25 protein-coding genes and 1 pseudogene are annotated in these 24,808 nt (G+C 38.9%); 4 read left to right on the forward strand and 22 right to left on the reverse strand.

The genetic code is table 11. The annotated features are described in order from the left end of the window. The 4 genes from BUB93_RS10460 to BUB93_RS11400 form a co-directional block, all read right to left on the reverse strand. Positions 1–2,398, reverse strand: a 2,398-nt coding sequence (locus BUB93_RS10460) for an InlB B-repeat-containing protein (RefSeq protein ID WP_143159099.1), incomplete at its 3' end; no start/stop codon positions are given. A 276-nt stretch (positions 2,399–2,674) separates the two neighbouring features. Beyond that, positions 2,675–2,935 (reverse strand): hypothetical protein, encoded by a 261-nt coding sequence (locus tag BUB93_RS11270; protein WP_084117252.1) that lies wholly within the window; start codon positions 2,933–2,935, stop codon positions 2,675–2,677. Next, complete coding sequence (locus tag BUB93_RS11275) at positions 2,929–3,279, reverse strand: hypothetical protein (RefSeq protein ID WP_143159100.1); 351 nt, start codon at positions 3,277–3,279, stop codon at positions 2,929–2,931. Before BUB93_RS11275 ends, BUB93_RS11270 begins: the two co-directional genes overlap by 7 nt. 162 nt (positions 3,280–3,441) lie before the next feature. Next, entirely contained in the window at positions 3,442–3,585 is a 144-nt protein-coding gene (locus BUB93_RS11400) for a hypothetical protein (protein WP_159432082.1), read from the reverse strand. Between the two features lie 124 nt (positions 3,586–3,709). Here BUB93_RS11400 and BUB93_RS10470 point away from each other — a divergent pair, with 124 nt between their 5' ends. Continuing rightward, positions 3,710–3,916 carry a hypothetical protein gene (locus BUB93_RS10470; protein ID WP_073271887.1) on the forward strand — a complete coding sequence of 69 codons (207 nt, stop codon included), beginning with the start codon at positions 3,710–3,712 and terminating at the stop codon, positions 3,914–3,916. 40 nt (positions 3,917–3,956) lie between these two features. Here the strand turns inward: BUB93_RS10470 and BUB93_RS10475 are convergent, their stop codons facing one another. After that, complete coding sequence (locus BUB93_RS10475; protein ID WP_073271971.1) at positions 3,957–4,361, reverse strand: secondary thiamine-phosphate synthase enzyme YjbQ; 405 nt, start codon at positions 4,359–4,361, stop codon at positions 3,957–3,959. 104 nt (positions 4,362–4,465) lie between these two features. On the opposite strand from BUB93_RS10475, the gene BUB93_RS10480 reads away from it, so the two are divergent. Further along, positions 4,466–5,830 (forward strand): MATE family efflux transporter, encoded by a 1,365-nt coding sequence (locus BUB93_RS10480; protein WP_073271891.1) that lies wholly within the window; start codon positions 4,466–4,468, stop codon positions 5,828–5,830. Between the two features lie 64 nt (positions 5,831–5,894). Here the strand turns inward: BUB93_RS10480 and BUB93_RS10485 are convergent, their stop codons facing one another. The 15 genes and pseudogenes from BUB93_RS10485 to BUB93_RS10550 form a co-directional block, all read right to left on the reverse strand. After that, positions 5,895–6,434, reverse strand: a complete 540-nt coding sequence (locus BUB93_RS10485; protein ID WP_073271894.1) for a hypothetical protein — start codon at positions 6,432–6,434, stop codon at positions 5,895–5,897. A 22-nt stretch (positions 6,435–6,456) separates the two neighbouring features. Continuing rightward, the gene (locus BUB93_RS10490; RefSeq protein ID WP_073271897.1) at positions 6,457–7,515 is read right to left on the reverse strand and encodes an SGNH/GDSL hydrolase family protein; all 1,059 of its coding nucleotides are present in this window, start codon (positions 7,513–7,515) and stop codon (positions 6,457–6,459) included. A gap of 11 nt (positions 7,516–7,526) precedes the next feature. Next, entirely contained in the window at positions 7,527–9,119 is a 1,593-nt protein-coding gene (locus BUB93_RS10495; RefSeq protein WP_073271900.1) for an MBOAT family O-acyltransferase, read from the reverse strand. Between the two features lie 22 nt (positions 9,120–9,141). After that, on the reverse strand, positions 9,142–9,366 hold the full coding sequence (locus BUB93_RS10500) for an acyl carrier protein (RefSeq protein WP_073271903.1): 225 nt from the start codon (positions 9,364–9,366) through the stop codon (positions 9,142–9,144). Positions 9,367–9,382: 16 nt separating this feature from the next. Further along, entirely contained in the window at positions 9,383–10,885 is a 1,503-nt protein-coding gene (locus tag BUB93_RS10505) for an amino acid adenylation domain-containing protein (RefSeq protein WP_073271906.1), read from the reverse strand. After that, positions 10,876–11,607, reverse strand: coding sequence for an aspartate/glutamate racemase family protein (locus BUB93_RS10510; protein ID WP_073271909.1), 732 nt, complete (start codon positions 11,605–11,607; stop codon positions 10,876–10,878). The genes BUB93_RS10505 and BUB93_RS10510 overlap by 10 nt, the downstream gene beginning before the upstream one ends. 26 nt (positions 11,608–11,633) lie before the next feature. Beyond that, positions 11,634–12,836, reverse strand: a complete 1,203-nt coding sequence (locus BUB93_RS10515; RefSeq protein ID WP_073271912.1) for a transglutaminase domain-containing protein — start codon at positions 12,834–12,836, stop codon at positions 11,634–11,636. Positions 12,837–13,005: 169 nt separating this feature from the next. Continuing rightward, positions 13,006–14,229: an FprA family A-type flavoprotein gene (locus BUB93_RS10520; RefSeq protein WP_073271915.1), complete on the reverse strand. Its 1,224-nt coding sequence runs from the start codon at positions 14,227–14,229 to the stop codon at positions 13,006–13,008. Between the two features lie 95 nt (positions 14,230–14,324). Next, complete coding sequence (locus BUB93_RS10525) at positions 14,325–15,119, reverse strand: ABC transporter permease subunit (protein ID WP_073271917.1); 795 nt, start codon at positions 15,117–15,119, stop codon at positions 14,325–14,327. 2 nt (positions 15,120–15,121) lie between these two features. Continuing rightward, the gene (locus tag BUB93_RS10530; RefSeq protein WP_073271920.1) at positions 15,122–16,009 is read right to left on the reverse strand and encodes an ABC transporter ATP-binding protein; all 888 of its coding nucleotides are present in this window, start codon (positions 16,007–16,009) and stop codon (positions 15,122–15,124) included. A 27-nt stretch (positions 16,010–16,036) separates the two neighbouring features. Then, the gene (gene cysK, locus BUB93_RS10535; RefSeq protein WP_073271923.1) at positions 16,037–16,939 is read right to left on the reverse strand and encodes a cysteine synthase A; all 903 of its coding nucleotides are present in this window, start codon (positions 16,937–16,939) and stop codon (positions 16,037–16,039) included. 92 nt (positions 16,940–17,031) lie between these two features. After that, positions 17,032–17,121, reverse strand: a pseudogene (locus tag BUB93_RS11575) (hypothetical protein); the annotation flags it as partial. A gap of 257 nt (positions 17,122–17,378) precedes the next feature. After that, positions 17,379–18,422 (reverse strand): acyltransferase, encoded by a 1,044-nt coding sequence (locus BUB93_RS10540; RefSeq protein ID WP_073271928.1) that lies wholly within the window; start codon positions 18,420–18,422, stop codon positions 17,379–17,381. Positions 18,423–18,487: 65 nt separating this feature from the next. Further along, positions 18,488–20,824 carry an ATP-dependent DNA helicase gene (locus BUB93_RS10545; protein ID WP_073271931.1) on the reverse strand — a complete coding sequence of 779 codons (2,337 nt, stop codon included), beginning with the start codon at positions 20,822–20,824 and terminating at the stop codon, positions 18,488–18,490. 110 nt (positions 20,825–20,934) lie between these two features. Continuing rightward, a complete protein-coding gene (locus BUB93_RS10550; protein WP_073271935.1) occupies positions 20,935–21,477 on the reverse strand; it encodes a DUF6512 family protein in 543 nt (180 codons plus the stop codon). 191 nt (positions 21,478–21,668) lie between these two features. Here BUB93_RS10550 and BUB93_RS10555 point away from each other — a divergent pair, with 191 nt between their 5' ends. Further along, positions 21,669–22,214, forward strand: a complete 546-nt coding sequence (locus BUB93_RS10555) for an ECF transporter S component (protein WP_073271938.1) — start codon at positions 21,669–21,671, stop codon at positions 22,212–22,214. A gap of 12 nt (positions 22,215–22,226) precedes the next feature. Then, positions 22,227–23,360 (forward strand): pyridoxal-phosphate-dependent aminotransferase family protein, encoded by a 1,134-nt coding sequence (locus BUB93_RS10560; protein ID WP_073271941.1) that lies wholly within the window; start codon positions 22,227–22,229, stop codon positions 23,358–23,360. Between the two features lie 94 nt (positions 23,361–23,454). Here the strand turns inward: BUB93_RS10560 and BUB93_RS10565 are convergent, their stop codons facing one another. Together BUB93_RS10565 and BUB93_RS10570 are read right to left on the reverse strand one after the other, a co-directional pair. Next, the gene (locus tag BUB93_RS10565; RefSeq protein ID WP_073271944.1) at positions 23,455–24,081 is read right to left on the reverse strand and encodes a hypothetical protein; all 627 of its coding nucleotides are present in this window, start codon (positions 24,079–24,081) and stop codon (positions 23,455–23,457) included. A 239-nt stretch (positions 24,082–24,320) separates the two neighbouring features. After that, positions 24,321–24,644 carry a nitrous oxide-stimulated promoter family protein gene (locus BUB93_RS10570; RefSeq protein WP_073271947.1) on the reverse strand — a complete coding sequence of 108 codons (324 nt, stop codon included), beginning with the start codon at positions 24,642–24,644 and terminating at the stop codon, positions 24,321–24,323. Positions 24,645–24,808: the final 164 nt, after the last annotated feature.

The following is a 24,808-nucleotide window of genomic DNA, read 5'->3' on the forward strand; positions in this document are numbered from 1 at the left end:
CGTCAAACACATATCCTGTCCTTGCTGCTACCGGCGCAGCTGCATCGCCTTCGTACAGCACGCTTTCTGTCTTTAATACGGTTCCGTCATAATCTTTGAATACTACGCTGTATTCATTTCTGTCGTAATAAAGCTTGAGAACCAGGCTTCCGTCCCCCTCTACATTGCCGCTTTGAACCGTGCCTTCTATATCCTTGTCAAATGTAAATCCTACATAGCCTTTATCTGTGGCTGTCGCCACAGTATCCGTCGTTCCTGCAAGATTTTCCGTCTCTGCCAAGGTATAGCCTACTCCGTCTACATCCTGCTTGTAATGCTCCACCTTGTAGGCAGTATCCGTATTGACCTCATAAACTGCTTTAATCGTTATATCTGATTTGACATTATTAAATGTTCCACTCCAACCAATAAATGTGTATCCCGATCGCTCTGCCTTAGGTGGTTTTGCATCCGATTCATACATTACCATTTCAGACTTCAAAATACTGTCATCATAGTCTCTAAAAGCTACCTTGTATTGAATTCTATCATAATACAACTTCATTGCAAGGCTTCCATCACCTTTAATTGTCCCCTTAACGAGAGTTCCATCAACATTCACATTTAATTCAAAACCATCATAACTCCTGGCTTTTGATTCAACGCTGGAATCTGTTACACCTTGATAAGTCTCAGTTTCAACTAAAGAATATCCTTCTCCATTTGCATTTTGCTTATAGTGATTAATTTTATAACCAGTATCAGATTTGGCTTGCCACCTAGCGTAAACAACCTTATCTCCTACGCTTCCTTTAGCAATTTCGTTACATAAATTGCCTCCTTCGTTTTTATCAAACCACCCTACAAACATATACCCTTCTTTTTCAGGTGCTTTTAAAGAAATAGCTTCAGACTCTATATTATAAGATGTTGGTGCATCAAAATGGTTTTTGCCTCCATTCAACTCATAATTTATGCTATAATCTTCAACAATCCATTTTGCATATAAAGTTAAACCATTTAATGGTACGGTATCTTTTCTAAAATTCCACTTTTCAGTTAATGCAGCATTTTTATACCATCCTTCGACTACGTAACCTTCTTTATTTGGGTCTTCCGGAATGGGAATAGTTTTCTCAAATTCGCTTTTAATAGCTCCAATTTTGCTTCCACCATTTTCATTAAAAGCAATTATATACTCGTTTGCCTTATAATACGCAAATACATCCATATCTTCAGTAACGTTGTCAAATGCTTTGTCCCATCCTTTAAAGCTATACCCTATCCTTGACGGATTTTTGGGTGGAATAGCGCTACCGTTTTTTTCTACATCAATTATCTTTAACAAAGTACTATCGAAATCAATAAACTTTACTTTATATAATTCTTTATCTTGGACCTCTTTATTATTATCATCTTCATTTACCTTAGGCACAATGTTTGTTATTGTTTTGAGATTTTCTTCTTTCAAATAATTCATATCTATAAATGGATTATCCTGTAATGTAATTGTTTTAATCACTGAGTTTCCTGCTACTTGTTTAGTGGCAATAGCTACAGCTTTTTCAACGTAACCTGTTCCATTTATATTGATTTTTGTATTAGAACGAATGAGTTTAACGACACCTTCAGCATTTATGATCAAAATGGATTCTTCAGCATCGTCTTTGAATATAACCTCATCTATATTAGAATTTACTACTATATCAGTCTTTTGTGTGACTATTAGTTTTTTTAAAAATCCATCGACTTCAACTATATTTCCCTTACCACTGACTTCAAGCAAATCTCCGGATCCTAAAATAACAAATTTGCTTCCTGATGTCTCCTCAGAAATATTTCCTTCATCAAGCTTTGAATCTTTTCCTACAATAATGCTCGAATTTGAATTTTCGATTATCGCTTTTCTTATGTGTCCTTTATCAGCAGTGACTTCTACATCGCTAGCCTCTACTTTTAGTATATCGATATTGCCTTGGATAATTACATTCTGACTTCCTTGTGCAACAGTCACATTATTTGCAATCGACTCATCCTCTATAACAATCCTGACATGTCCGTCTTCTCTTTTCACCTTTATTTCATTGATACGTGTCTTTTCTTGCAACAAAACACTGTTAACTCCTCCACCAAATACATACAGCTTTTGAGCATTGATATTTTTTAGTGTTACTTCTCCATCTCCCACAGTTTGTTCGATTACTATTTTTTCAGCATTCCCATCTTCAATAACTACATCTCCAACTTCGATTTTTACGACTTTATAGTTGTCTGACAATGTGTAGCTTCCTGATTCGTTTATTATCAGCGTAGATTCATCAGACCCCTCAGAGTTAATCAAAAAAGTACATCCTGTTATCAATATAATTGAAAATATCAACATCACTACACTGAATAATTGCTTGTTAGCGCTTCTCATTTACATCCCCCTCTAAAAATATTAATGCTTGAATCTTAAAAAGTACTCTTAGCAACAAAACTCCTTTCTTTGTATATTTCACTTGATCTATATTATATTAATTTTAAATCATTTTTTTTAATCCGAAGGCAATTTGTCAATGACAAATGCTGACACGCTTTTGTCATGGTTCAACATCCATTAAAAGCAGATTATCCTGCAAAAATATATTTTTTCAAAATAAAAAAGCTACCCTTATGCAATATGCTTAAGGATAGCTTTTTCCACTATATTTCTCTATTTGACACTTATAATTGCATTAGAATTAAAGGGATTTTTTCTGACTGCCAGAGAAAACAAATATGGATAATCAGATTTCAAATGTTCCATGTGACTGACCCATTGAACCAGTACAGCTCTAATCGCTCTTTCTATATCTATTGCTAAATGATCTTTATCTGTTTTGGGCATATCTTCTATATTTTTCCTGGCCATGATTTCATCCGAAAGGTGAAATACAGCCCAAAGCATATCTGTAAATATTTCATGCTCTAGCAAATTGGGATTTTCCAATAGCCGAAGCACGAACATCCTGTGCTACCAAGATACTCTTTTAGATTAATTAACTCTGAATCTTTGCATACAATGTGGAAAGTTGCGCTTGCTACTGCCTGCCTAGCTCGAGAAAAATCCTTTTGAGTCCATTTTTCGGAAACATCGACAAGGTTTTTAAGCTTTGACCTCTGGGTTTCAAAGCTCACGAGGTGCTTAATCAGTTCCGTCCCTGCCTCACTGAAAAAGGCTCCCACGGCCATGTTCGTCTTTTTAAGTCGCTCTCTCTTTTCTCTTGCCGATAGTACTTTCCCCAAGATTACAGTTACTATCGCAACTTGCAATGGCAAAAAAGCCATGTCCTGCAAAAAGTAAAAAACGGTATCTCTTGGAGATTCAAATCTTGCTAACTGATATGAGTAAATGCTTATAGACATAAACACCAATGCTGCAATACCTACAAATGTCGAATTAACTTTTTCACATCTTCCTCCTTAAATATGTCACCTTATTCACAATATAAGAACAAGCAATAAAGCCACAAGAATAAATATAAGGCAACCACAGCCTCCACCTTTCTTTGTTCTTGCTTCTATGCCATCATCAACTAATTGTTCGATAACGTAAACGCCGGGAGCGTCCTTGCTATTCTCCATCGCCAATCCCCAAGAATATTGTCAAATGCTATTTACTTATAGTACCATATGGTATCAGCAGAACGAAATTGTTTTTATGTGGATTTAGGTATATAATTATGAAAAGATCAAAAGGAGAGGCAATATGAGAGTTTTAAATCCCAAAATTACAAATAGCGTTTTCTATATAGCAATTACAGTGTCAATCTACAATATACTTCAGATTTACTTAGCTAGAAGAAGTCTTCCTGCAGGCATGTGTCCCGTGGACAATAACTCCGCAGGAATCACATTATCACTTGCATTGATATTTGTCTATTTTGTGATGACATTCTTTACACTCAAGGAATAGAAAAAAATTAAGCTGAAGGCTAATCGAGCTTTCAGCTTTTCTATCGTCCGCCTATTAGTTTTACATGGCATGCTCTATTTCTCGGTCCGTCAAATTCGCAAAAATAAATGCTCTGCCATGTTCCAAGCACCATCTTTCCATGGACTACCGGAATGCTTTGCGATACCCCCACCAAGCTTGTTTTTATGTGAGCCGCTGTATTTCCTTCCCCATGGAGGTACTTTCGATGGTTCCATGGATGCGCTTCATCAAGCTGCATCAAGATGTCATGAACAACGTCTGGGTCTGCCCCTTCATTTATAGTAATACCCGCTGTTGTATGGGGAGAGTATACAACTACAATGCCATCCATTATCCCTTCTTCTGAGACTGCATTTTCAATTGCTTGCGTGATATCTATCATCTGAGACCTTTTTTGAGTTTTTATTGAAATTTTTTTATGCATTTTTTCACCCTTTTCCATAGTTTACATTTCTGTTTACAAAGCCCTACTTATATAATATCATGATACTTGCCACAAAAGGCGATTCAAGCCCAACGGAGGATAAAATGACTAATTTGAAACTATTTTCGGGACTCAATGACAAAGTATTTATAAAAACCATGCTTATGATAGCATTGCCGGTTATGCTCCAAAGTTTCACTACTTCCCTTCTAAATTTAATAGATACCGTCATGGTAGGAAAACTTGGCGAAATAGAGATCGCCGCCGTAGGCATAGCAAACCAGTATTTCTTCTTTTTCAACATGCTTCTCATAGGCATATGCGGAGGCTGCAGCGTATTTATCGCCCAGTATTGGGGCAAAAGAGACTTAACTAACATAAAAAGGATTCTTGGTATAGGCATCCTGTCAATTGCAGCTTCTGCCTTTGTATTTGCTGTCATCGGTTTTTTTTACGCTGAAAATATAATATCCATTTTCAGCAATGACTCCATAGTCATAAAATCTGGTTCAAGGTATTTGAAAGTTGCAGTATTCAGCTATGCGTTTACAGGCATGACCTTTCTTTACAGCTTCTCCCTTCGCTCCATAGGAAAAGCAACTCAACCGCTTGTAATAAACCTAATAGCACTTGCTATTAACATAATCCTTAACTACATATTGATATTCGGCAAGTTGGGAGCCCCAGCTCTCGGCGTTGCAGGGGCGGCTACAGCTACTCTAGTTGCCAGAATTATCGAGATGACGATACTTCTGATTTCCATATATGCACTAAAAAGCCCCTTAGCTGGAAAAATACGAGAACTTACAGACATAAGCACCAGCTATTTCAAGAGCACCTACAGGACCATACTCCCTGTAGTACTCAACGATCTTTGCTGGGGATTGGCAAGCCTCGTCTACATAGCGGTTTATGGAAGGATGGGAACTCAGGCAGTAGCAAGCATTCAGATATGCAACACGGTCAACAATCTGTTCATGGTGGTCGCCTTCGGCCTTTCAAATGCGGCTGCGGTTATGATAGGCAACAGCATCGGAGAGGATGATATGGAAAAGACTAAATCATATGCCAAAAACCTGGTCGCGACATCAATCCTGGCGAGCATTATTCTAGGATTGATACTTGCAATTTCCTCTCCTTATATACTTAATTTTTTCAATATATCAAGCCAAGTAAGATCAAGCGCCCAAATAATCCTTTACATGATTTCCGTGGTGTTTTTTATAAGAGTATTGGGAATCATGCTTATAGTCGGAATACTTAGAGGTGGCGGAGATGCAACTAGAGCCCTTATCATTGAGGGTTTTACCATGTGGTTTATAGGTGTTCCACTGATTTTGGCAGGAGCCTTTCTGTGGAAGCTTCCTGTTCATTTGGTATATGCACTGGCAATTTTTGAAGAAATATTCAAATGTGCTATCAGTTTGTTCAGATTAAAATCCGGCAAATGGATCAATAATTTAACGTAAGAAACCGGCATACTTGTTTTGCCGGTTTCTTAAAGTCTGTCATTGCGATATATGGAGTGCTGGCTTACTTGCTTTCAGTTGCGATGTATTCAATAGCTGCAACTGTGTCGTCCACAAAAATGAATTGAAGCTTTCCTTCTCCTTGCTCATAAACGAAAGCACCGTCCATGTTCTGGTAGTCTTCTCCGTATGTACCCAACACCTTATCCTTGGTGTCTCCAATATAAACACCTTCCGACGTAACAACGCTGTCATCCTTTAGTATTATTGCAGATACGTAATCGGTGTCTCCTGAGGGATATGTGTGCACTTCGAAACTGCCGTAAGAGTAGATTTTATCGATTCCGTCAAAGGCACAGCTAGGAGCCTCGAAATAGCTTCTTTCTTCACCTAATTTTGATAAAACCTCAGACGCTTCCATGTTGACTGTTATCAGCGCACCATTGTGCTCAAACTCATAATTTGCTTCATCTTCCACCTCATCCTGCTGACCACCATTTTGTCCGTTTCCATTTTGATTTTCATCCACAGCTTCATCCGAACATGCCGCAAAGGAAAACACAAGAATCCCAATCAGCATGAAGCACAGTAGTATCTTTTTCATCTTTATCTCCTCCGTTCTAATTTCATTCTCCTTTAATACTTTTTAGGTATCCGTATTTTTCAAGTTCTTTATATTGGCGGGTTTTCATCCCATGGTAAAATTCACACTTCTCTTCCCAAATCTCAGAAAGATCTCTGTCGTTTCGCCAATCTTTTAATCCATATCTATCTTGAAGAAAGTTCCCTAAATAAATCGACAGCTTTTCAGCGCCCGTGACGTTTAGATGTAATCCTGCATCGTAGGTATCTACAGAGAAATCTATACCCGTCTCTTCTATCAGTTCTAGAAAATTTATATATTTAATGTCATGTCTATTAGCATAATCCACCATCTGTTCCTCCCACTGATCATACCAAAACGGGTACAGGCTCGGGGCTTTGATCAATAGAAGCTCGATATCGTTTTCCTTGCAAAGCTCAACCATCATATCCAGATACTTATATGCATTTTCTCCGAAATCATAATTCGGCAGTACCCTTCCCTCTGGTATGGTCTCTACCGGCTTGATATCCGCTCTCATATAGTAGCCATTGTGGAATCTTCGCTCTCTTTTAAGTGCTTCTGCGAAATCTTCTCTGCTAAGTTCGCTCCATCTGGAATGGTATCTCAAAATAGGGAAGACATAGCTTATCATATCCTCTTCCGGAAGCATTGATGCTCTGATGGATTTAAATTTCTGAACAGATGGTCTCATGCCGTCAAGAGTCATCCTGTTGTATGCTTCATTTTGAGGCTGATCGTATTTCATCGCCAATACGCTGAATATGACAACCTCTGGCTTTTCGTATTTCAAAGTCTCTTCTAGGAGGTAATAGCTCTGCCATATAAGCTGCTGAGCGCTTCCTCTGATAAAACTGGTTATTCCGTATTCTTCCCATAGAGTTATGGGTGAGATGTTTTCGTAAACCTCACAATCGCCAATGATTATAACGTCATGAGGAGTGTCCTCATGATAATATTCCTCTATAAGGGCTCCTTCAACGATTCCTGTTGTATATTTGGGCATCAAAATTCTTTGCCCCAAACCAAGTCCTCCAAAGGCAATGACAAAGGTTAACGTAATGCTAAAGAATTTTTTCATAAGAACTTCTCCTAAAACTGATTATATATGAACTGGGATGATTCGTACCCAATTCCGTATGCTCCGAACACTATTATCGCTACAAACAGCAGGTAGAACACAGCTCTTCCCACTATAGCAGGCTTGCTGTAAAGCTGCTCTCTGACGCTTCCCCTTCTTTGCACAAGGGCGACTGCAAACACCACCATCAGGGCAATCGCAAGTACCCAGTAATCCTCCACATTAAGGCCGATATCTAAAAGCCCTCCATTGGTAAAAATACTCAAGTCTGGTCTCGTAAACATGCTCCCGAACATTCTGAATGTCGTTGGCACGTCTCTGTAGCAATCTAACAGCCTGATTGCGCTCATTAAAAAATTTGTCCTCAAAATCTGAAGCACCTTGAAATGAAATGTGCCTTCCACTTTGAATCTGTGGTGGAAAATCGAGTAAAGCGGTTTCAGTTCCTCTGATATCATGAGTACGGCGTAATTTAGCAGACCCCACACAATAAAGTTCCAGCTCGAACCATGCCAAGCTCCTGTAGTGAACCAAACGGCAAATGCAGCCAGGTAAACCGGTAGCCTCTTACCTGTCCTGTCACCGAATTTCTGTCTGGAGAACCTGGTGAATCTGAGCATAGGCTGCCAAGTCGAGATAGGATAAAAAAGGTATTCCTTAAACCATGTCCCGAGGGATATATGCCATCTTCTCCAAAATTCAGCTGTATTTTTGGCAAATGCCGGCCTTAAGAAATTTTCTTGTACTTTTATGCCCAAAACCTGTGCTATGCCGATAGTTATGTCTATTCCTCCGGTAAAATCCGCATACAGCTGTATGGTATAAAAAACCATCAAAACAAATACATAAGATCCATCAAAGGCTACAGTATCTCCAATAAGCGTATTGACCGCAACCAAAATTCTGTCCGCAATCACCAGCTTTTTAAAATAGCCCCACAAAATCCTCTGCAGTCCAAAGGACATGTTCTTGGCATCGATTTGATGCTCCTTAAAAAGTGTCTTTGCCAAGTCGTCAAACCTGCTTATAGGTCCCTGTATAAGCTGCGGGAAAAATGATACGAACAGCGCAAGCTTACCTAAATTCTTTTCAGGAGGATATTTGCCTCTATAGACATCGATCATGTAGCCCATGGATTGAAAAGTATAAAATGATATTCCCAAAGGCAATGCTATTGATACAAATGAAAGTCCCTGATTTGACCCAAAAACCTCTAATGTCCAGTTTATATTTGCTATCGTAAAATTGATATACTTGATGACAAATAGCATCCCAAAATTGACCAACAGGGCGCTTAAGAGCCACTTCCATTGAATCTTTTTAACTCCCGACTTATAAGCTTTTTTATCTTCCCTGGAAAGTGTCTCTTTATTCTCTTTCAAGTATGCATCTAAATGCTTGTAATGCTTTCCAATTCTCACTGCCGTTAGGTACGTGGTGACAGTAGTTATTATTATGTATATCAAAAATTTCGGTCCTGCAATAAAATAAAACACATAGCTAAAAGCAAGCAGCAGCTTCCACTGATATTTTTTTGGTATCGTATAGTAAAGCAAAAAAAGCAGCGATATGAATATTACAAAGGTATGAGATGTAAAAAGCATGTTTTTTCCCCTGTATCTTTATTTAGTCTTCCAGTTTTTCTATTAATGCGTACAATGCCTTTGCTGAGTTGAAATTTTCGGGTATTATGGATTCCGGTGGTATGGTTACTCCGTATTCGTTGTCTATTTCCGCAATAAGCGACACTATGTCAAAAGAATCTAATATGCCTTGGTCTATTAGCTTGTCGTTATTTTCAAAATCCACTTCCGGGTGCATGTCTTTCAGCATTTCCAATAAAGTTTCCATTTTATAACCCCTTTTTTTAAATTTTATCAGCCAATTTTATCCTGTCAATCTTGCCGTTTGTTGTCAGCGGCAAAGCTTCAAGGTTTACTATATGGTTTGGCACCATGTACCTTGGAAGCTTTTCCTTTAGGTACATAATTACATCTTTACCAATCGCCGCGCCGGTATAAAACAGCACAATCCTGCTTTTATGGCTATCGTAAATGCAGCATGCGCTTTCAACATCATCTACTGTATTTGCACATACCTCTATTTCTCCTAGTTCAATCCGGTGTCCCATATGCTTTATCTGGTAGTCTCTTCTAGATACAAAAATCAGCTCTCCTCTTTCGTTGTATCTCCCTAGATCTCCAGTTCTGTATATTATCTCAGGATATGCCTTGCATGTAGGGTTTTGAACGTATGCTTCTCTTGTTCGTTCAAGGTCGTTGTAGTATCCCAGCGTTACTCCCACTCCTCTTATGCATATCTCGCCGAGCTCTCCGGCAGCAGCCTCTTCATCCTTATCATTTAGCAGAAGCACCTGGGTGTTTTTAAAGGGCTTTCCTATAGGTATGGGATCGTCCAACTCAAAAACCCTGTTTACTTCATAGTAGCAGCTCATTCCTGTGGCTTCAGTAGGTCCGTACAGATTAATGAACCTGGCATCAGGCAAATGCTTTCTCCAGAGATTAAACTGCTTGATAGGAAAAACCTCGCTTCCGAAGGCTATGGTATGGAGATATTCGGGCACGGCCTTTTCCAGCACCTTAAATGAGGATATTATCACCAGTGCGGTAACCACCCAACAGACCGTATTTATTTTATATTCATTCAAGCACTCAACCAGCTTCACGGGAAACATGAAATGAGACTTTGGAATTATATAAGTAGTTGCACCGCATTTTATGGTTCCAAGCACCTCTTTTAATGATGCATCCAAATAAAAAGGCGTCTGATTTCCAAACACTGTATCCTCGTCAGCTTTAAGGACCTCCATCAGATTATCAATATAATCTATTACCGATCGGTGATTGGCAATCACGCCCTTAGGGGTTCCGGTAGATCCAGAGGTGAAAACCGTATATATGGGGTCAAAGTCGATTGCTTTATCCCTGATTGACGACAACGACAATTCATCTATTTCCCCAACCGATATATCCTCATAAGTAAATATCTTTACTTTATAATTCAACGTTTTCATAAGGTCCACAGTCGATTCATCGCATATTGCAGCTTTGGGTTTCATCTTTTCCAGAATCATCTCTATCCTGTTAAGTCCCATTTCTTGATCTAATGGAACGTAAAAGCACCCTGCGTATATAGCGCCAAAATAAGCGACTGCGGTTGCCGGCTGTTTTTTCATGAAAACCGCCACCGGCTCTTTATATAATCCCTTTCCGGATAAATAGCTACCGATAACTCTTGCTCTATCGTATACTTCTAAAAAGGACAACTTTTCTTGTTCATCGGCATAGGCCGTTTTATCCGGCAGCCTCTTTACTGTCTGTTCCAGGTATTCAAGTATGTTTATCTGCAAACCACGTCACCTCCCGGATGTCTCAAAGATTTTTTTACTTTTCCTCCACAGAGAGCAACAGCTTTTTCAGCCGCGATTTCAAGGGGATCTATGAACTCCCGCCCTGCAGCACAACCTTTTTTCAGCAGAGATAGCTCTGTACAGCCTAGTATTATTCCATCTACATGTTTGTCTTTAAGCTCACCAACCACATATGCAAGCTTATCCGTATCTACCGATTTGCCGGACTTGATGTCCCGGTATATGATATCCATGACGTAGCTTTGGGCTTTTTTTGAAGGAAGTATGGCTTCTATGCCTTTATTCATCAAGGTATTTTGAAACATCCCTGAAAATACGGTGCCGTCGGTAGCCATTAGCCCCACATTTCTGATACCCTCTTCCTCTATGTGATTTCCTGTTTCTTCAAGGAAATTTATTATCGGAACATCTATTCCTTCAGAGAGCTCGTTGAAAAAGCTGTGGGCTGTAATACAAGGTATGGCTATATAGTCCGCTCCTTGATCTGCTAATCTGCTTCCTATCTCGATCATGGGCACTACAGGACTGACTTTGCTTTTACCTGTGATGTATCCGGTTCTGTCAGGCATTGATGGTCGATTGTACAAAATGACATCGATATGATCCTGGTCTGACTTTGCATCCGTTATCAACACTATCCGCTCAAAAAAATACGAAGTCGCCAAAGGTCCCGTTCCGCCTATAACTCCCAGTGTCTTCATATGTATTCCCCTCTTCCTTTGAGTCTTTATTCATCAGGTGTGGCAGGATATAAACTGGTGTCGAATAAGAAAGCATCGTCATGGGCTCTAGAATAAGCAAGAAGCTCATCATCAGTGACAAGACAGAAAACCGCTCCGGTAGTTCGTGGAGATGTATCGTAGTGATACCATCCAAAACCATAGTTTACCATGTTCCAGTAGTGGCCTCCGTCCTTTCTTACAATCTCAATATTGTCGATATCCACTTGGGTTAAAAAAGCTCTAGCAACAGCGTAATAAACATAGCAGTCTCCATTTTTCCTTGTAAGACCTTCATATGCAGCCCCAAGCCAGTCTCCTGATGCAGGTTTAGCCTGGTACCTTATATTTCCTCTGATCCAATTGTAAATGGCTCGTGCCTGCTGTTCCTTGTTCATTCCATCTGTAAGTATTCTGTCTAGAATTTTTCCCGTCAGGGTAAAGACCTGCTCTTCTGTAATTTTCTTCTCGATAACTATTACCTCTGATTCTATAACCGTCTCATTTCCCGCTCGATCTTTTGCCGAATATACCAACTTGTATCTTCCCGGCTTTTGAGTATCTACCTGGGAGCTGTCTATCTTAAGCTCGATATCTTCATCCCTGTTGTCCGTTACCTCCACCCCGGTTCTGTAGGCTATAGTGTCTCCTGCATACAGGTTTATTGTTCGTGGTACACCGGTGATCACCGGCGGATCCACATCTGCGACAATAGTGAGCGCTGCCCTTAGGTTAGTTCTGTTACCACCTTGGTCCTCGAGATAAATTTCAACATTTTGGTCCCCTTCGAGTTCGAAATCAGGATTTGAAGAAAAACCTACTGAAACCTCGGTCTCGTCGATTATATTATGGACAAAGTCGCTTGCTTCAAGCTCCTCTCCAAGCCAAATAGTCAAATCCTTCGTCTCGCCTTCAGGAGGAATCGTATCCTGAAGGATTAGCGTCGAAGTTACGTTAAATATATATTTTTTCAATGATATCTGGTGGTTTCCCGGCTCTTTTAATGATATCTTCGACAAGTCTGTGACAAACTCTGCTCTTTGGCTTTCATCAAACTTGACAAGCTGTATTTCATCACTCCCTACTTCCAGGTACACCTCATCTGCAATAGTAGACTGAGTGTATTTGCCTGCAATGAAGAGCACTGTAACAACCAAGAGCATAAAGAAAACAGTGTTTCTAAGTATGTATTTTAACTGCTTCTTTTTCAACCGACTCTCCCCCAAAAATTAAACTGTATATTAATTATATCGAACTGACTCAACAATATCATTATCTTTTATAATTCATATTATTACAATGTTTTTGCTCCATTTGTTGTATTTTGTTTACAAGATTTTCTCAAGCTTAAAAAAACCGGGAGAAAACCCCCGGTCGAACTTATTCAGCTATTTTCTTAACTTTCTCAATCAGCTTTTCAACTCCATCTTTGATGATTTGCAATTCTTCATCGCTTGCTCTTCCGTTGAATTCTACTGGCTCCACAAAATCCCAACCAAGCTTGTACTTCTCTATTAGCTCCATTATCTCCTTTTGAGCTCCTCCTGACCATCCATACGAGCCGAAGCAAAAAGCCGCTTTCTTAGAAATTTTCTTTCTTCCTATTTCGTCAAGAGCCACCGCTACAGGAGGAAAAAGCTTGTATTCGTAGGTAGGCGCTGCGATTATCACACCAGCAGATCTAAATATGGCAGATACCATGTCGCTGGTATCCACATATGGCATCTGAAGGCTATTTACCTTTATTCCATCTTTTTCGAGCATCTCTCTTATTTCCTTTACCACTCTTTCTGTCATACCGTACATGGATCCCCACAAAATGCTTATCTCATTTTTGCCTTTGCCCATGCGATAAGAGCAGTATCGCTTGTAATCATTAATTATGCTTTGAGGATTTCCCCTATAAATCGGACCATGTCCAGGAGCTATTATTTTAACATCCAACGTCTCAGTCTTCTCTATGGCCTTGCCAACCTGAGGGGCAAAGGTTCCCATGACATTTGAAAAATATCTTATTCCTTCTTCCTCGAAATTATCTTTTTCTACATCGGTCATTTCATCATCGAAAAAATGTTCTTCAATCTTTCCAAATGCTCCGTACATATCGCAGCTCATAAGAGTCTTCGACTCCTCATCAAGAGTCATCATGGTATCCGGCCAGTGCACATTAGGCACCAAGTGAAAGCTCAATATCTTGCCATTGCCTAAATCTAATGTAGCACCATCTTTAACTGCAGTAACGTTATCCTTTATTCCGAAGAAAGAATCCAATAAATCCGCCGCTTTAGGTGAACAGATTATCTTGAAATCCTTGTTGATTTTTTTGAAATTGTCTATCCATCCGGAATGGTCAGGTTCCATATGATTGACTATTACGTAATCTATTTTTGATGGGTCAACGTCGATTTCCTTTAATGAAGCGTACAAGGTATCAACAGCCCCGTCCCACCCTATTACGCCATCTACTAAAGCAGTCTTCTCGCCTTTGACTATGTATGAATTAAGGGTAACTCCGTTGGCGATGCTCCATATCCCCTCGAAGAGTATATCTTCAACATTCATTGAAAGCATGTAAATTCCATCTGCAATTTGCTTGGTTTTCATATTTTGTCCTCCGTTTCATTTCGCAATATTTTCTATGATATTATATCAAATTTCAGCAGTATTTATCATCATCTTGCAGATTTTTTTCTAAATAGTCATATAGGCAGTCTTTTTCTGTTAAAGATTGCTACCCCTGCAGCAAAAAAAACTATGATTCCCGCTACATAGAAGAGATTTGCCCATACAAAAGTGCTTTCGGTTGCAACTGTCAAAGGATCGTACAGTCCATAAATTGAAAGATCTTTTATGATAGCTGCATCATCTGATACTCCTCCTAAAAGATTCATCAAGAAAAATAAAATAGGAATCCCTGCGCCAAAGCCTGTAGAGTATTTGATATCGTTAAACAGGCACGAAAAGAAAAACACTAGCATTATGACAAACATGTTTACTAGCATCGTCGTAATATTAAGCCTTAAAAATCCTCCTATGTCTAAAAGTCCGGGATAAATCATCTCCGAAATCGCTACTCCCACTCCAAAAAGCGCCGCGAACAAAAAAGCTACTGATGCCAGAGCATATAAGCCCTGAGTTATTACAATCTTGTTTCGAGAATTTGGAGTAGATAAGAGATAGGCCATAGATCCGTCATCCACCATCTTGGCTACAAGCCTGTTGCCAAGTATTATGCAGTATACCATTGGAAAAGCCAGCATGAGCATGCCATACAACCAGCTCGCCAGGTAACCTGTGATATCAGTAAATCCTGCAAATCCCATGGCCTTCATCAATTCTTCAGGAAACAGCTCAACCATCGATATGATTGCCTGTATGTCATCAGGATCAAACATATAGATCATTATAGTTAAATACATAGTAAGAACAGCAAAAAATATTGCCCAAAGCACCCAGTTTCTCTTTAGGGTTTTTTTTAGAAGAACTATGCTCATGGCTAATTTCCTCCTTTGCTGTAGAATTCAAGGAACAGATCCTCCAAGGACTGATGTCTTACATCAAGGCTTTCAACTTCAAATCCTGCAACAGCTTTAATAAATCTGTCTACATCGTCACCACCGATATAAGCTTCAATTATGTCCGGAGCAAACTTTGTCGCTTCAAACCCCTTGTTTTGCATGATATCCCAACCCACGTCCATGTTTTTAGGTCTGATGAGATAGCTTTTCCTTAGTGCTTTTTTCAAAGCCCCAACATCAGATTCAGTGACTATTTTCCCTTCTTTGATGATGATTATATCATCGCACGTTCTTTCGACTTCTTCGAACATATGGCTTGACATTAAAATCGTTTTGCCTCTTTTTTTCTCTTCCATTACAAGATCTATGAATACATTTTGCATCAGAGGATCTAACCCGCTGGTAGGTTCGTCAAGTACCAGTATCTCAGGGTCATGCATGAAGGCTGCCACGATACCTAATTTTTGTTTCATGCCCTTTGAAAATTTTTTGATCTTTCCCTTTGGATTCAAGTCAAGGAGCTCTATGAGGTCGTTTTTTCTTCTTTCATTTTTTGTCCTTCGCATATCTGACATGAAGTTTAGGAATTCGTCTCCTTCCATTTGATCAAAGAAAGATATCTCTCCCGGTATGTATCCAAGTATGTTTTGAATCTGGGTAGCTTTGGTCCTGCAATCCATCCCGTTTATGCTGCAGATGCCTGAATCGGGCCTCATAAATCCCATCAGAGCCCTTATAGTCGTAGTCTTCCCGGACCCGTTAGGTCCCAAGTATCCTGTGATGCCTCCTGTCTTTACTGTAAAGTCTACATTGAAAATCCCTTTGCCGCTTGGATAAGTAAGGGTCAAATCCTCTACTTTTATCATTTTACCGCCTCCTGGTCCTTTCGGGTATCAAATCAAAGATGTGCTGAAATACCTTTCTATCCTGTCGGGAATTACAGTTGCTATTCGTTTATCTTCACCATATTTTTTAGCTACCTGCACTGCTGCCCATACATTTGCTCCGGAAGACGTACCAGCCAGAATTCCCTGCACCTTCGCAAGCTCCCTAGCCATTGCCACAGCATCCTCGTCAGACACCTCAATGATGTCGTCTATGAGCCTTACGTCCAATATTTTAGGAACAAACCCGTCTCCGATTCCCTGAATATTGTGAAGACCAGGTTCATGACCGAGAAGAGCCGAAACATTTTTAGGTTCTACCGCCACTATTTTAACTTGGGGATTTCTTTCCTTAATATAGCGACCAATCCCTTCCAATGTGCCTCCGCTTCCCAAGCCTGAGACAAAAACATCCACCTTTTTATCCATCTGTCTCCACAATTCAACTGCAGTTGTTCTGTAGTGGGCTAGAGGATTGTCTGGATTTTCAAATTGTTGCACGACAAAGATATTCGGGTCCATAGCTTTTTGCCTTGCCGTCTCACATACTGCACCGTTTATGTAGTCGCTGGACTTGGTCAAAATCAACTCGGCACCGAGAGCTCTGATTATTTTCTTTCTTTCATCGCTCATGTTTTCAGGCATAACTATTACGACCCTGTAGCCTTTTCGAACTCCTACAAGGGCGATTCCTATGCCTGTATTACCGGAAGTGCATTCCATGATTGTCATTCCCGGCTTGAGGTCTCCCCTAATTTCGGCCTCTTCTATCATGAATTTAGCCACTCGATCCTTGATGCTCCCTCCCGGATTTAAGTATTCCCCTTTTGCAAATATGTTGAAACCAGTCATCTTTTTTAAGCTTATCATCGGAGTATTGCCGATGATATCCAATATGTTTTCTGTGATCATGATCAGGCCCCCTTTTCATAGAGCATAATAATTTATATTTAACTTTCTTATATGAAATTATACCCAAAAAACCACCAATCACTTATGCCGGTTTAAAAGCTTTCAATAGCTGCATCAGCCTCAACGATTACCTTGTGTCCTATTTCAACAAGTGCCCTGGCGCCATTTGGGGTCAATCCAACTCTATTTTCATTTTATTTCACTTCTTTTGGCACACCTATTATCATAATAGACCCCTCCTTAAGACAGCAAAATTTTCTATCCCATATCTTCATTGTCCCACCATTTAGACTGCTTCACAAGTTTTTAATTCCGACTGTTTCTGCCCGGTCTTTTCCATCATATACCAATAGATACACATGCCGCTGCATATGTTCGCATCGAAAAAAACGCGCTATCGACAACTAGTTTTAGCTGCCAACAGCGCATTGAAATATCTTTAAGTGAACTTGTTTAACACAGGCACCCTCTTGATCACTGACACCATCAAATAAGAGGCAATAAAAACAATGCCTGTAAATACCGGCACTCCTAAAAATCCGTTTACGCTTATCATATCAAAATTTGCTTGTATAATCTCAAGAGGAATCATATGTATTAAGTATATCCCAAATGACGCTTTTGAGACATTGTCTATAATTTTTTTTGCTTTTAGCCTCTGAGGTTTATACATCGCTACAACCAAAGCAAATAGCGACAAGGTGGCAAACATCGTAAATATGCTTCTATAGGTGTAGATCCAGTCATAGTAACTCTGTTTTAGTACCGATAGATAGAATGTACCTAGCCACATGACCAATATTGATAAAAAATACGCTGAGAAGCATATAAAATAATTAAATTGACGGATTCCATTATTTTTAATTCTTCTGTATAGAATATATCCAACTATAAAATACCCAAGATAATACGTCCCTTGGACTATGGGCACATTATAATTTATGGCTGTGGAAATTCCAAGCAAATCAAAACCCATCCGGAAAACAAGGACTGCTCCCGAAAAAAACATCCATAATTTCACAAACTTATTCTCTAACGTTTTGTCCATGTTCTTTACCAAAACCGATGCAAATGGCAACGCTATAAGCAACCCTATAAAGGGGTACATAAACCACAGATGCGGCTTCACCGGTTTAAATATGCTTTCTATAATCGTCGGGATAAGTTCCATGTCTTTTCCAAGGTAATTGGTATTCCATAAATAATATATAGAAGTCCAAAATACAAGGGTAAAGACAAACCCCCAAACCTTATTCTTGTTTTTTTCATGATCGTATCTTTTGCCCAGTGTTAGAGCACCGCTTATCATAAAAAATATCGGGACGGAAGTTCTTGATAGTGCGTTAAAAAATGTTGCTCCCAAATAAGAAAAACTTTCCACGGTGGAAAGATTTCTACAATAGTAATTTGCAACGTGAATGGCAATTACCATGAACATGGACATGATCCTTAAAATTTCTAAACTATAGTCTTTTTCTCTCATAATTAATCCTCTCATAAAAACCCCAATGAGAATATTATATTCAGCTTGCCCATTGAGTGCAATTGTTATTTATTCCAAAATTCATCCAAGACTCGGTCTACCTCAGAATAATTTCCAACATAATTTACGCTTCTCCAATGACTGGGAAATAGCCCTTTGTAGTTTCTATGCCCATACCTTTCGTCTACGAGCATAACGACTCCCTTGTCCTTTTCACACCTTATAACCCTCCCTGCCGCTTGTAGCACCTTGTTCATCCCGGGATATATATAGGCATAGTCATATCCCTTATTGTTCTTTTTATTAAAGTGATCTTTTATTATATCTTGTTGTACATTAAGCTGAGGCAAACCTACACTGATTATTATCGCGCCGATAAGCCTGCTGCCAATCAAGTCTATTCCCTCTGAAAATATTCCACCAAGAACACAAAAGGCTACAAGAGATTCTTTTGGATTATCTTTAAAACAATCTAAGAAAATTTCTCTTTCAGCTTCAGACATAGACGACTCTTGTGATAGGGATTTTAGTTCTGGATATCTGGATCTAAATTCTTTGTATACATCTGCCATATACTTGTATGAGGGAAAGTAGACCATATAGTTTCCTGTCTTTTTAGACACAACCTTCTCAATGATATCACATATATCTCCTATGCTCTCTTGCCTCCGGTGATATTTTGTTGATACTTTATCAGCGGCTATAATACACAGGTTGTCCTCGTCAAAAGGAGATTCCAAAGACATAACCTTATCTTCTTCATCTCCACCCAATAGGTCTTTAAAGTATCCTAGAGGTGTAAATGTGGCAGAAAACAGTACCGAGGACTTCCCTCTATCGAAAGCTTCTGATAAAAGTCGGTTCGGATTGATACAAAACAGCTTTATGACTACATCTCTTCTATCAGTCTGTACAAACGTCACGTATCTCTCATCGTATAAATCACCAACAGATAAAAATCCCAAAACTGAAAAATAGACTTTCAAAAATTCTCCTTCTTCCGACAAGCTATTTCTTTCTTTTAACATTTGTTCGCAAATCGCCGCATAATTCTCCATTAATTTTAAGAAGTCATCAGGCCTATCCCATTGTATCAAATTTCCGTTCTCACACTTTTTGCTAAAATCCAAGAAACTCTTGTTTATATTCTTTAATATTTTATCCAATAGACTGTTTTGACCTTTGAACTCCTTTTTTATCCCATATAGTTCAGTTTTTGATATTGAAGCGGAAAACATCTCTCGGGAACGGTCCACCAGATTGTGGGCTTCATCAACTAGAAATACATAATCACTTTCTCCTCCTGAAAAAAATCTTCTTAAGTATGCTCTCGGATCGAACACGTAATTATAGTCACATATTATGCAATCAGACATCAAGGAAAGATCCAATGACAGCTCAAAGGGGCATACCATGTGCTTTTGAGCGCATTTCTCAACCACATTTCTAGAGAATTCATCCCACTCCCTCAATGCTTCCAACACGCAATCATCCACCCTGTCGTAATGTCCTTTGGCATACCTGCAATAATTCGGCTTGCATATGGTTTTTTCCATAAAACAGATTTTTTCTTTGGCCGTCAGTGTTATAGTCTTAATCTTAAGGCCTTGTGACCTCATTTTTTCGAAAGCTTCTTCTGCTACCTGCCTGGTTATTGTTTTTGCGGTCAAATAAAACAGTTTTCCCGTTTTTTCTTCGCCCATAGCCTTTATTGAAGGAAAAAGTGTAGATATTGTCTTTCCAATACCTGTCGGCGCTTGAACATAAATCTTTGCATTTCCTTCGATTGTACGGTATGCAGCCACTGCCAATGCCCTTTGACCTCGTCTGTATGAATCAAATGGAAACTTAAGACCTTTAATTGATTGGTTTCGCATTTCTTTCCAGTCCAGTGACAGCCTTTCCCACTTGGAGTATCTTTCTACAAGAACTTTTACGAAATTTTCCAGCTCTTCAGCTCCAAATATCTCTGCGAGGGTCCTTGTTTCTTTGTCTTCTATATTGTGATATGTAAGTTGAATACCTATCTCTGCCATTTTATTTTGTGCACAAAAAATATAGCCATAGCATTTCGCTTGAGCCCAGTGGGTGAGGTCATGATTTTCAGTTAGTGTTTTAACATTTATACGCGTAGTCTTAATTTCGTCTACAAAGCATATACCTTCTTTAATAAAAATTCCATCTGCTCGTCCTTCTATGGAATAGATGAGATCTTCATGCTCATATTCTACCGACAGCGCAACCTCGCTTCGGTATGAATCGTTTATTTCCTTATTTTTCTTTTGCAGATATCTGTGAGCTATGGCCCCTTCCAGCATCCTATCTCGAGAAACGTAACCACCGTCTATATCTCCGCTGCGCATTACCCTTTCCACTAGCTGCCTTACTGGTAATCTTATCATTTTCCACCTCTAATATATTCGCAACATACCAATTTTAATTATATTATAAAAAAGTATAATACAACAAATTTCAACTTGTGTTGAACTTTTGTCTAAAGTATTTTCCCATTTCATCTTAGCTCAAATATTCCATAAGTATTTGAAATTGAGTCTTTGAAATAATCCATCCTCGGGGGATCAATTGTAAATAATAAGAATACCGTCAGTTGAACAAACAAATAAAATACCCCGACTAAGAATAATATTTTTGAAGGTTTTGTATATGTCATAATCTTATACCTTGCCAATTGACCAAAAACACCACCCACTAGAAAGGTAATAACGTGGACAAATAATATTCCGTGTCCAAATAATATTTCATAAACTTCAATCAATCCAAAAGTCGTAATTTGGAAGACCGCGATACCCACAGCCAGCGAAAACACGTAGTTGTTTACTCTCTGCTTCATCAATATATATTCCAGCGCAGCAACTATTACCATCGGACTGTAAGTCATTTTCCAGTGTTCCCATTTGCTTTCATTAACAGGGCTGAAAAATCCCAGCAAAAAAATATCCGTCGATTTGTACAGTTCATGAAATATTAGACCCAGAAAAATTATGAGAAACATTCCAAGATATTTCACTTTAATTATGCCAAATCTTGATGTCATAGAATCACACCCTCTCAACTAGATTATACACCTGGTTCTATATTTAGAATCAAGAGACGAAAAATAAATCGATAAAACATGATATGTCGTTCTCTTCGCATCTGTCCTTGCTCAAAAACTCAAATCTGCACATTTACACAATGACACTTCTGTTATATTCTATAGCAAACAATACGGAGGTGTTTGAAACAATGAAAGATCAAACGACAATAAACAGCTTTAATTCAATCAAAACCAGAGACTTGGTGGAAACCGGTCTGCTAATAGCAATGGTATTCGTTTCAACGATGTTCATAAACATACGTCTTCCAATCTCAATAAACGGAGGACTCATACATCTAGGGAATGTGGCACTATTTCTTTCTGCTATGCTTTTCGGTAAAAACAAAGGTGCGATAGCGGGCGCATTCGGTATGGGACTTTTCGACATACTGTCTGGATGGGCAATATGGGCTCCTTTTACCTTTGTTGTCCGTGGCATCATGGGATACATCATAGGAAGCATATCCCACTCAAAAAACAACTCGGCAGACAGCCTTTACCTTAACATTTTGGCTATCATTGCAGGGGGAATATGGATGGTTGCAGGATATTATCTAACAGAGGTTATCCTCTACGGAAACCTTATCTCACCTATTACGTCGATTCCGGGAAATATAACCCAGCTTGTATTCGGTAGCGTGGCGCTATTTATTTTGCCTGCATTAAAAAAAATCGTAAATGCGCACAGCGCATAAGGAGGAATAGCTTTGAAAAGAAAGCTTGTAATGACACCAGGACCGACAGAGATAAGTGAAGATGTTAAAAACGCATTTCTCGCCCCTGTTACAAACCCGGATTTAGATTTAGACTTTGTTGAGCACTATTACGGAGTTTGCAATAACTTGAAAAGTATCTTTAATACCCAAAATGATGTTCTTATCTTAAACGGCGAAGGAATACTTGGACTTGAAGCAAGCTGTGCTTCATTAATCGAGCCTGGTGACAAGGTGCTGTGCATAAATAACGGCATATTCGGCAGAGGATTCGGAGATTTTGCTAAGCTCTATGGTGCAGACGTAACATATTATGACTGCGACCTTAAAAATCAGATTGCTGTTGAGCAACTATCATATTTTTTAGATGAGAATACCGGCTTCAAGCTTGCGACCCTTGTACACTGCGAAACCCCTTCCGGAATAACAAATCCCGTAGATAAACTGTGTCCTCTATTAAAACGCAGAGGAATTCTCACTATTGTAGATTCCGTATCTGCTTTTGGAGGAGAACCTATCTGGACTGATTTATGGAAGATGGATGTTGTAATAGCCGGATCCCAAAAGTGCTTATCTGCTTCTCCCGGGTTGACTATTTTAAGCATCAGCCCTGATGCATGGGATGCCATGAAAAATAGAGAAACTCCTATAACAGGCTTTTACTGCAATCTACTGATATGGGAAAACTGGTACAAAAAAAAGTCATTCCCCTACACCCAGCCGGAAAGCAACATCCACCAGCTTCACCGAGCTGTACTCAATGTACTTGAAGAGCCCGGTTTTATAACCCGCCACGAGAATATATCTGTAAAAGTCAGGAAAACTTTTATCGATTGCGACTTTGAGTTATATGCACATTCTGGGTTTTCAAACACAGTTACCACCATACTGTTGCCAAAGAAGGTATCCTTTGTGAATCTGTTTGATACTATGAAAGACGATTTTGGAATATTGATAGGTGGTGGCTTTGACTTTCTGGAAAACAAGATATTCAGAATCGGCCATATGGGAGAAAACTGCCATGAAGAAAAGATCTATCTGACCTTAAAAGCTTTAGATGATGCATTTGAAAAGCTTGGAGTTAGAAAAAACAAAAAGCTCCACAAGGTTTATGCAGAGCTTGATTAAAAAACTATCGGGTATTGTAGGTTTTTCTCTACATGCCCGATATATTGCTTCCATTTACCTCTTGCTACAATACGGATGGCACCATCCTCAACTGCTACTCTTCGTCAGAAAAATCCTCATCCAATTCTTCGCTGACTGACACAAAATTTGATAGTATAACGTCTAGGATTTCTGTATCTAAATTTGTTATGTACCATTTGTCGTCTATCAGAACACAATCTATTCTAATGCTCTTCTCTACAAATGTCTCGGTAATTTTTTCCCTTTGATTGTTTAGCTCGCTGATGAAAATTTGATTTGTCTCTTCTTCAGAGTATTCGACCCCCGCAAAAGCACCTGCAAAAACCTTGGTGAACACCTCGACAATTGTAGCTTTCATAACAGATCCGCCATCTACATATTTGACATCTACATCGACAGTGGCTTTGTCGTCTTCTACAGTACTTCCACTGATATCATACGTCATTTTTGAAGCATTCTCCTTGAGGTAATCCATAAAAGACGCCTCAAGACTACCTTCTTCTATTTCTTCAAATTCATCAAATATCTCTTGATCTTCTATTTCAGATTTCTCCACGAACTCAGCCATCTTAACAATATCTAGTTCCTTAGAGGCCTCTAAAAATCCTTCAACTGTAGTTTCAGGTTTAGGAGCGTTCGAACAACCTGTAATTAAAATAACAACCACAACTATTAAAAGTAATATGACGTTTTTTTTCATCTTTATATCTCCACTCGTCTTTTAGATTTATCGCTTTAAATAAAACAATATAATTACATTATACTGAAACCACTGTCATTTATGTATGTTATTTTTATTTACATCGCATTATATATACTTTATAAACCAAATAAATTCAATCAATACCCCCAACGGAATTCTATTTCATATTAACTTTCAGGGTTTAAGTGTTATTACTAATATTGCCCAAAATATTGACGAAAAATATTTCGCTGAAATTATACAGATTCCATATCACCTTTTACCTTTTCATATATATGCATAACTGCCATAACCGGGTGATAAAAGATCATCCTCGGTCCGCTGTGTCTCATTACTCTCTTGATTTTCTCTCTCATAGCCGGCTTATAGCAGTGAGTTTTGCATTTGCTGCAGGCTGGCTTGTTATTTCCATAAGTGCACTTTCTAAGCTTGCTTACAGCATAGGCTTCAAGCTCATCGCATTCATCGCATAGATGAATTTGGCCATGATTTTTCTTGCAGTACATCCGAATCATTACCACCACAGTTTCTTCTTCTCTTTTAATTCTAGATTTATTCATGGTTGCACCTCTTACGCATTTAATCTAGAGTTTTTACCCGATTGGAGTCTTCTAAAACAAAAACAAACTTCACTAACGTTTGGAAAATGTCATTTTTAATACCAAATATGTTTAAAACCCTTGCTCCCTTGATATAAATACATTAAAGTATTATTAATTACATC

Source organism: Alkalibacter saccharofermentans DSM 14828 (genome assembly GCF_900128885.1).
GTDB lineage: Bacteria > Bacillota > Clostridia > Eubacteriales > Alkalibacteraceae > Alkalibacter > Alkalibacter saccharofermentans.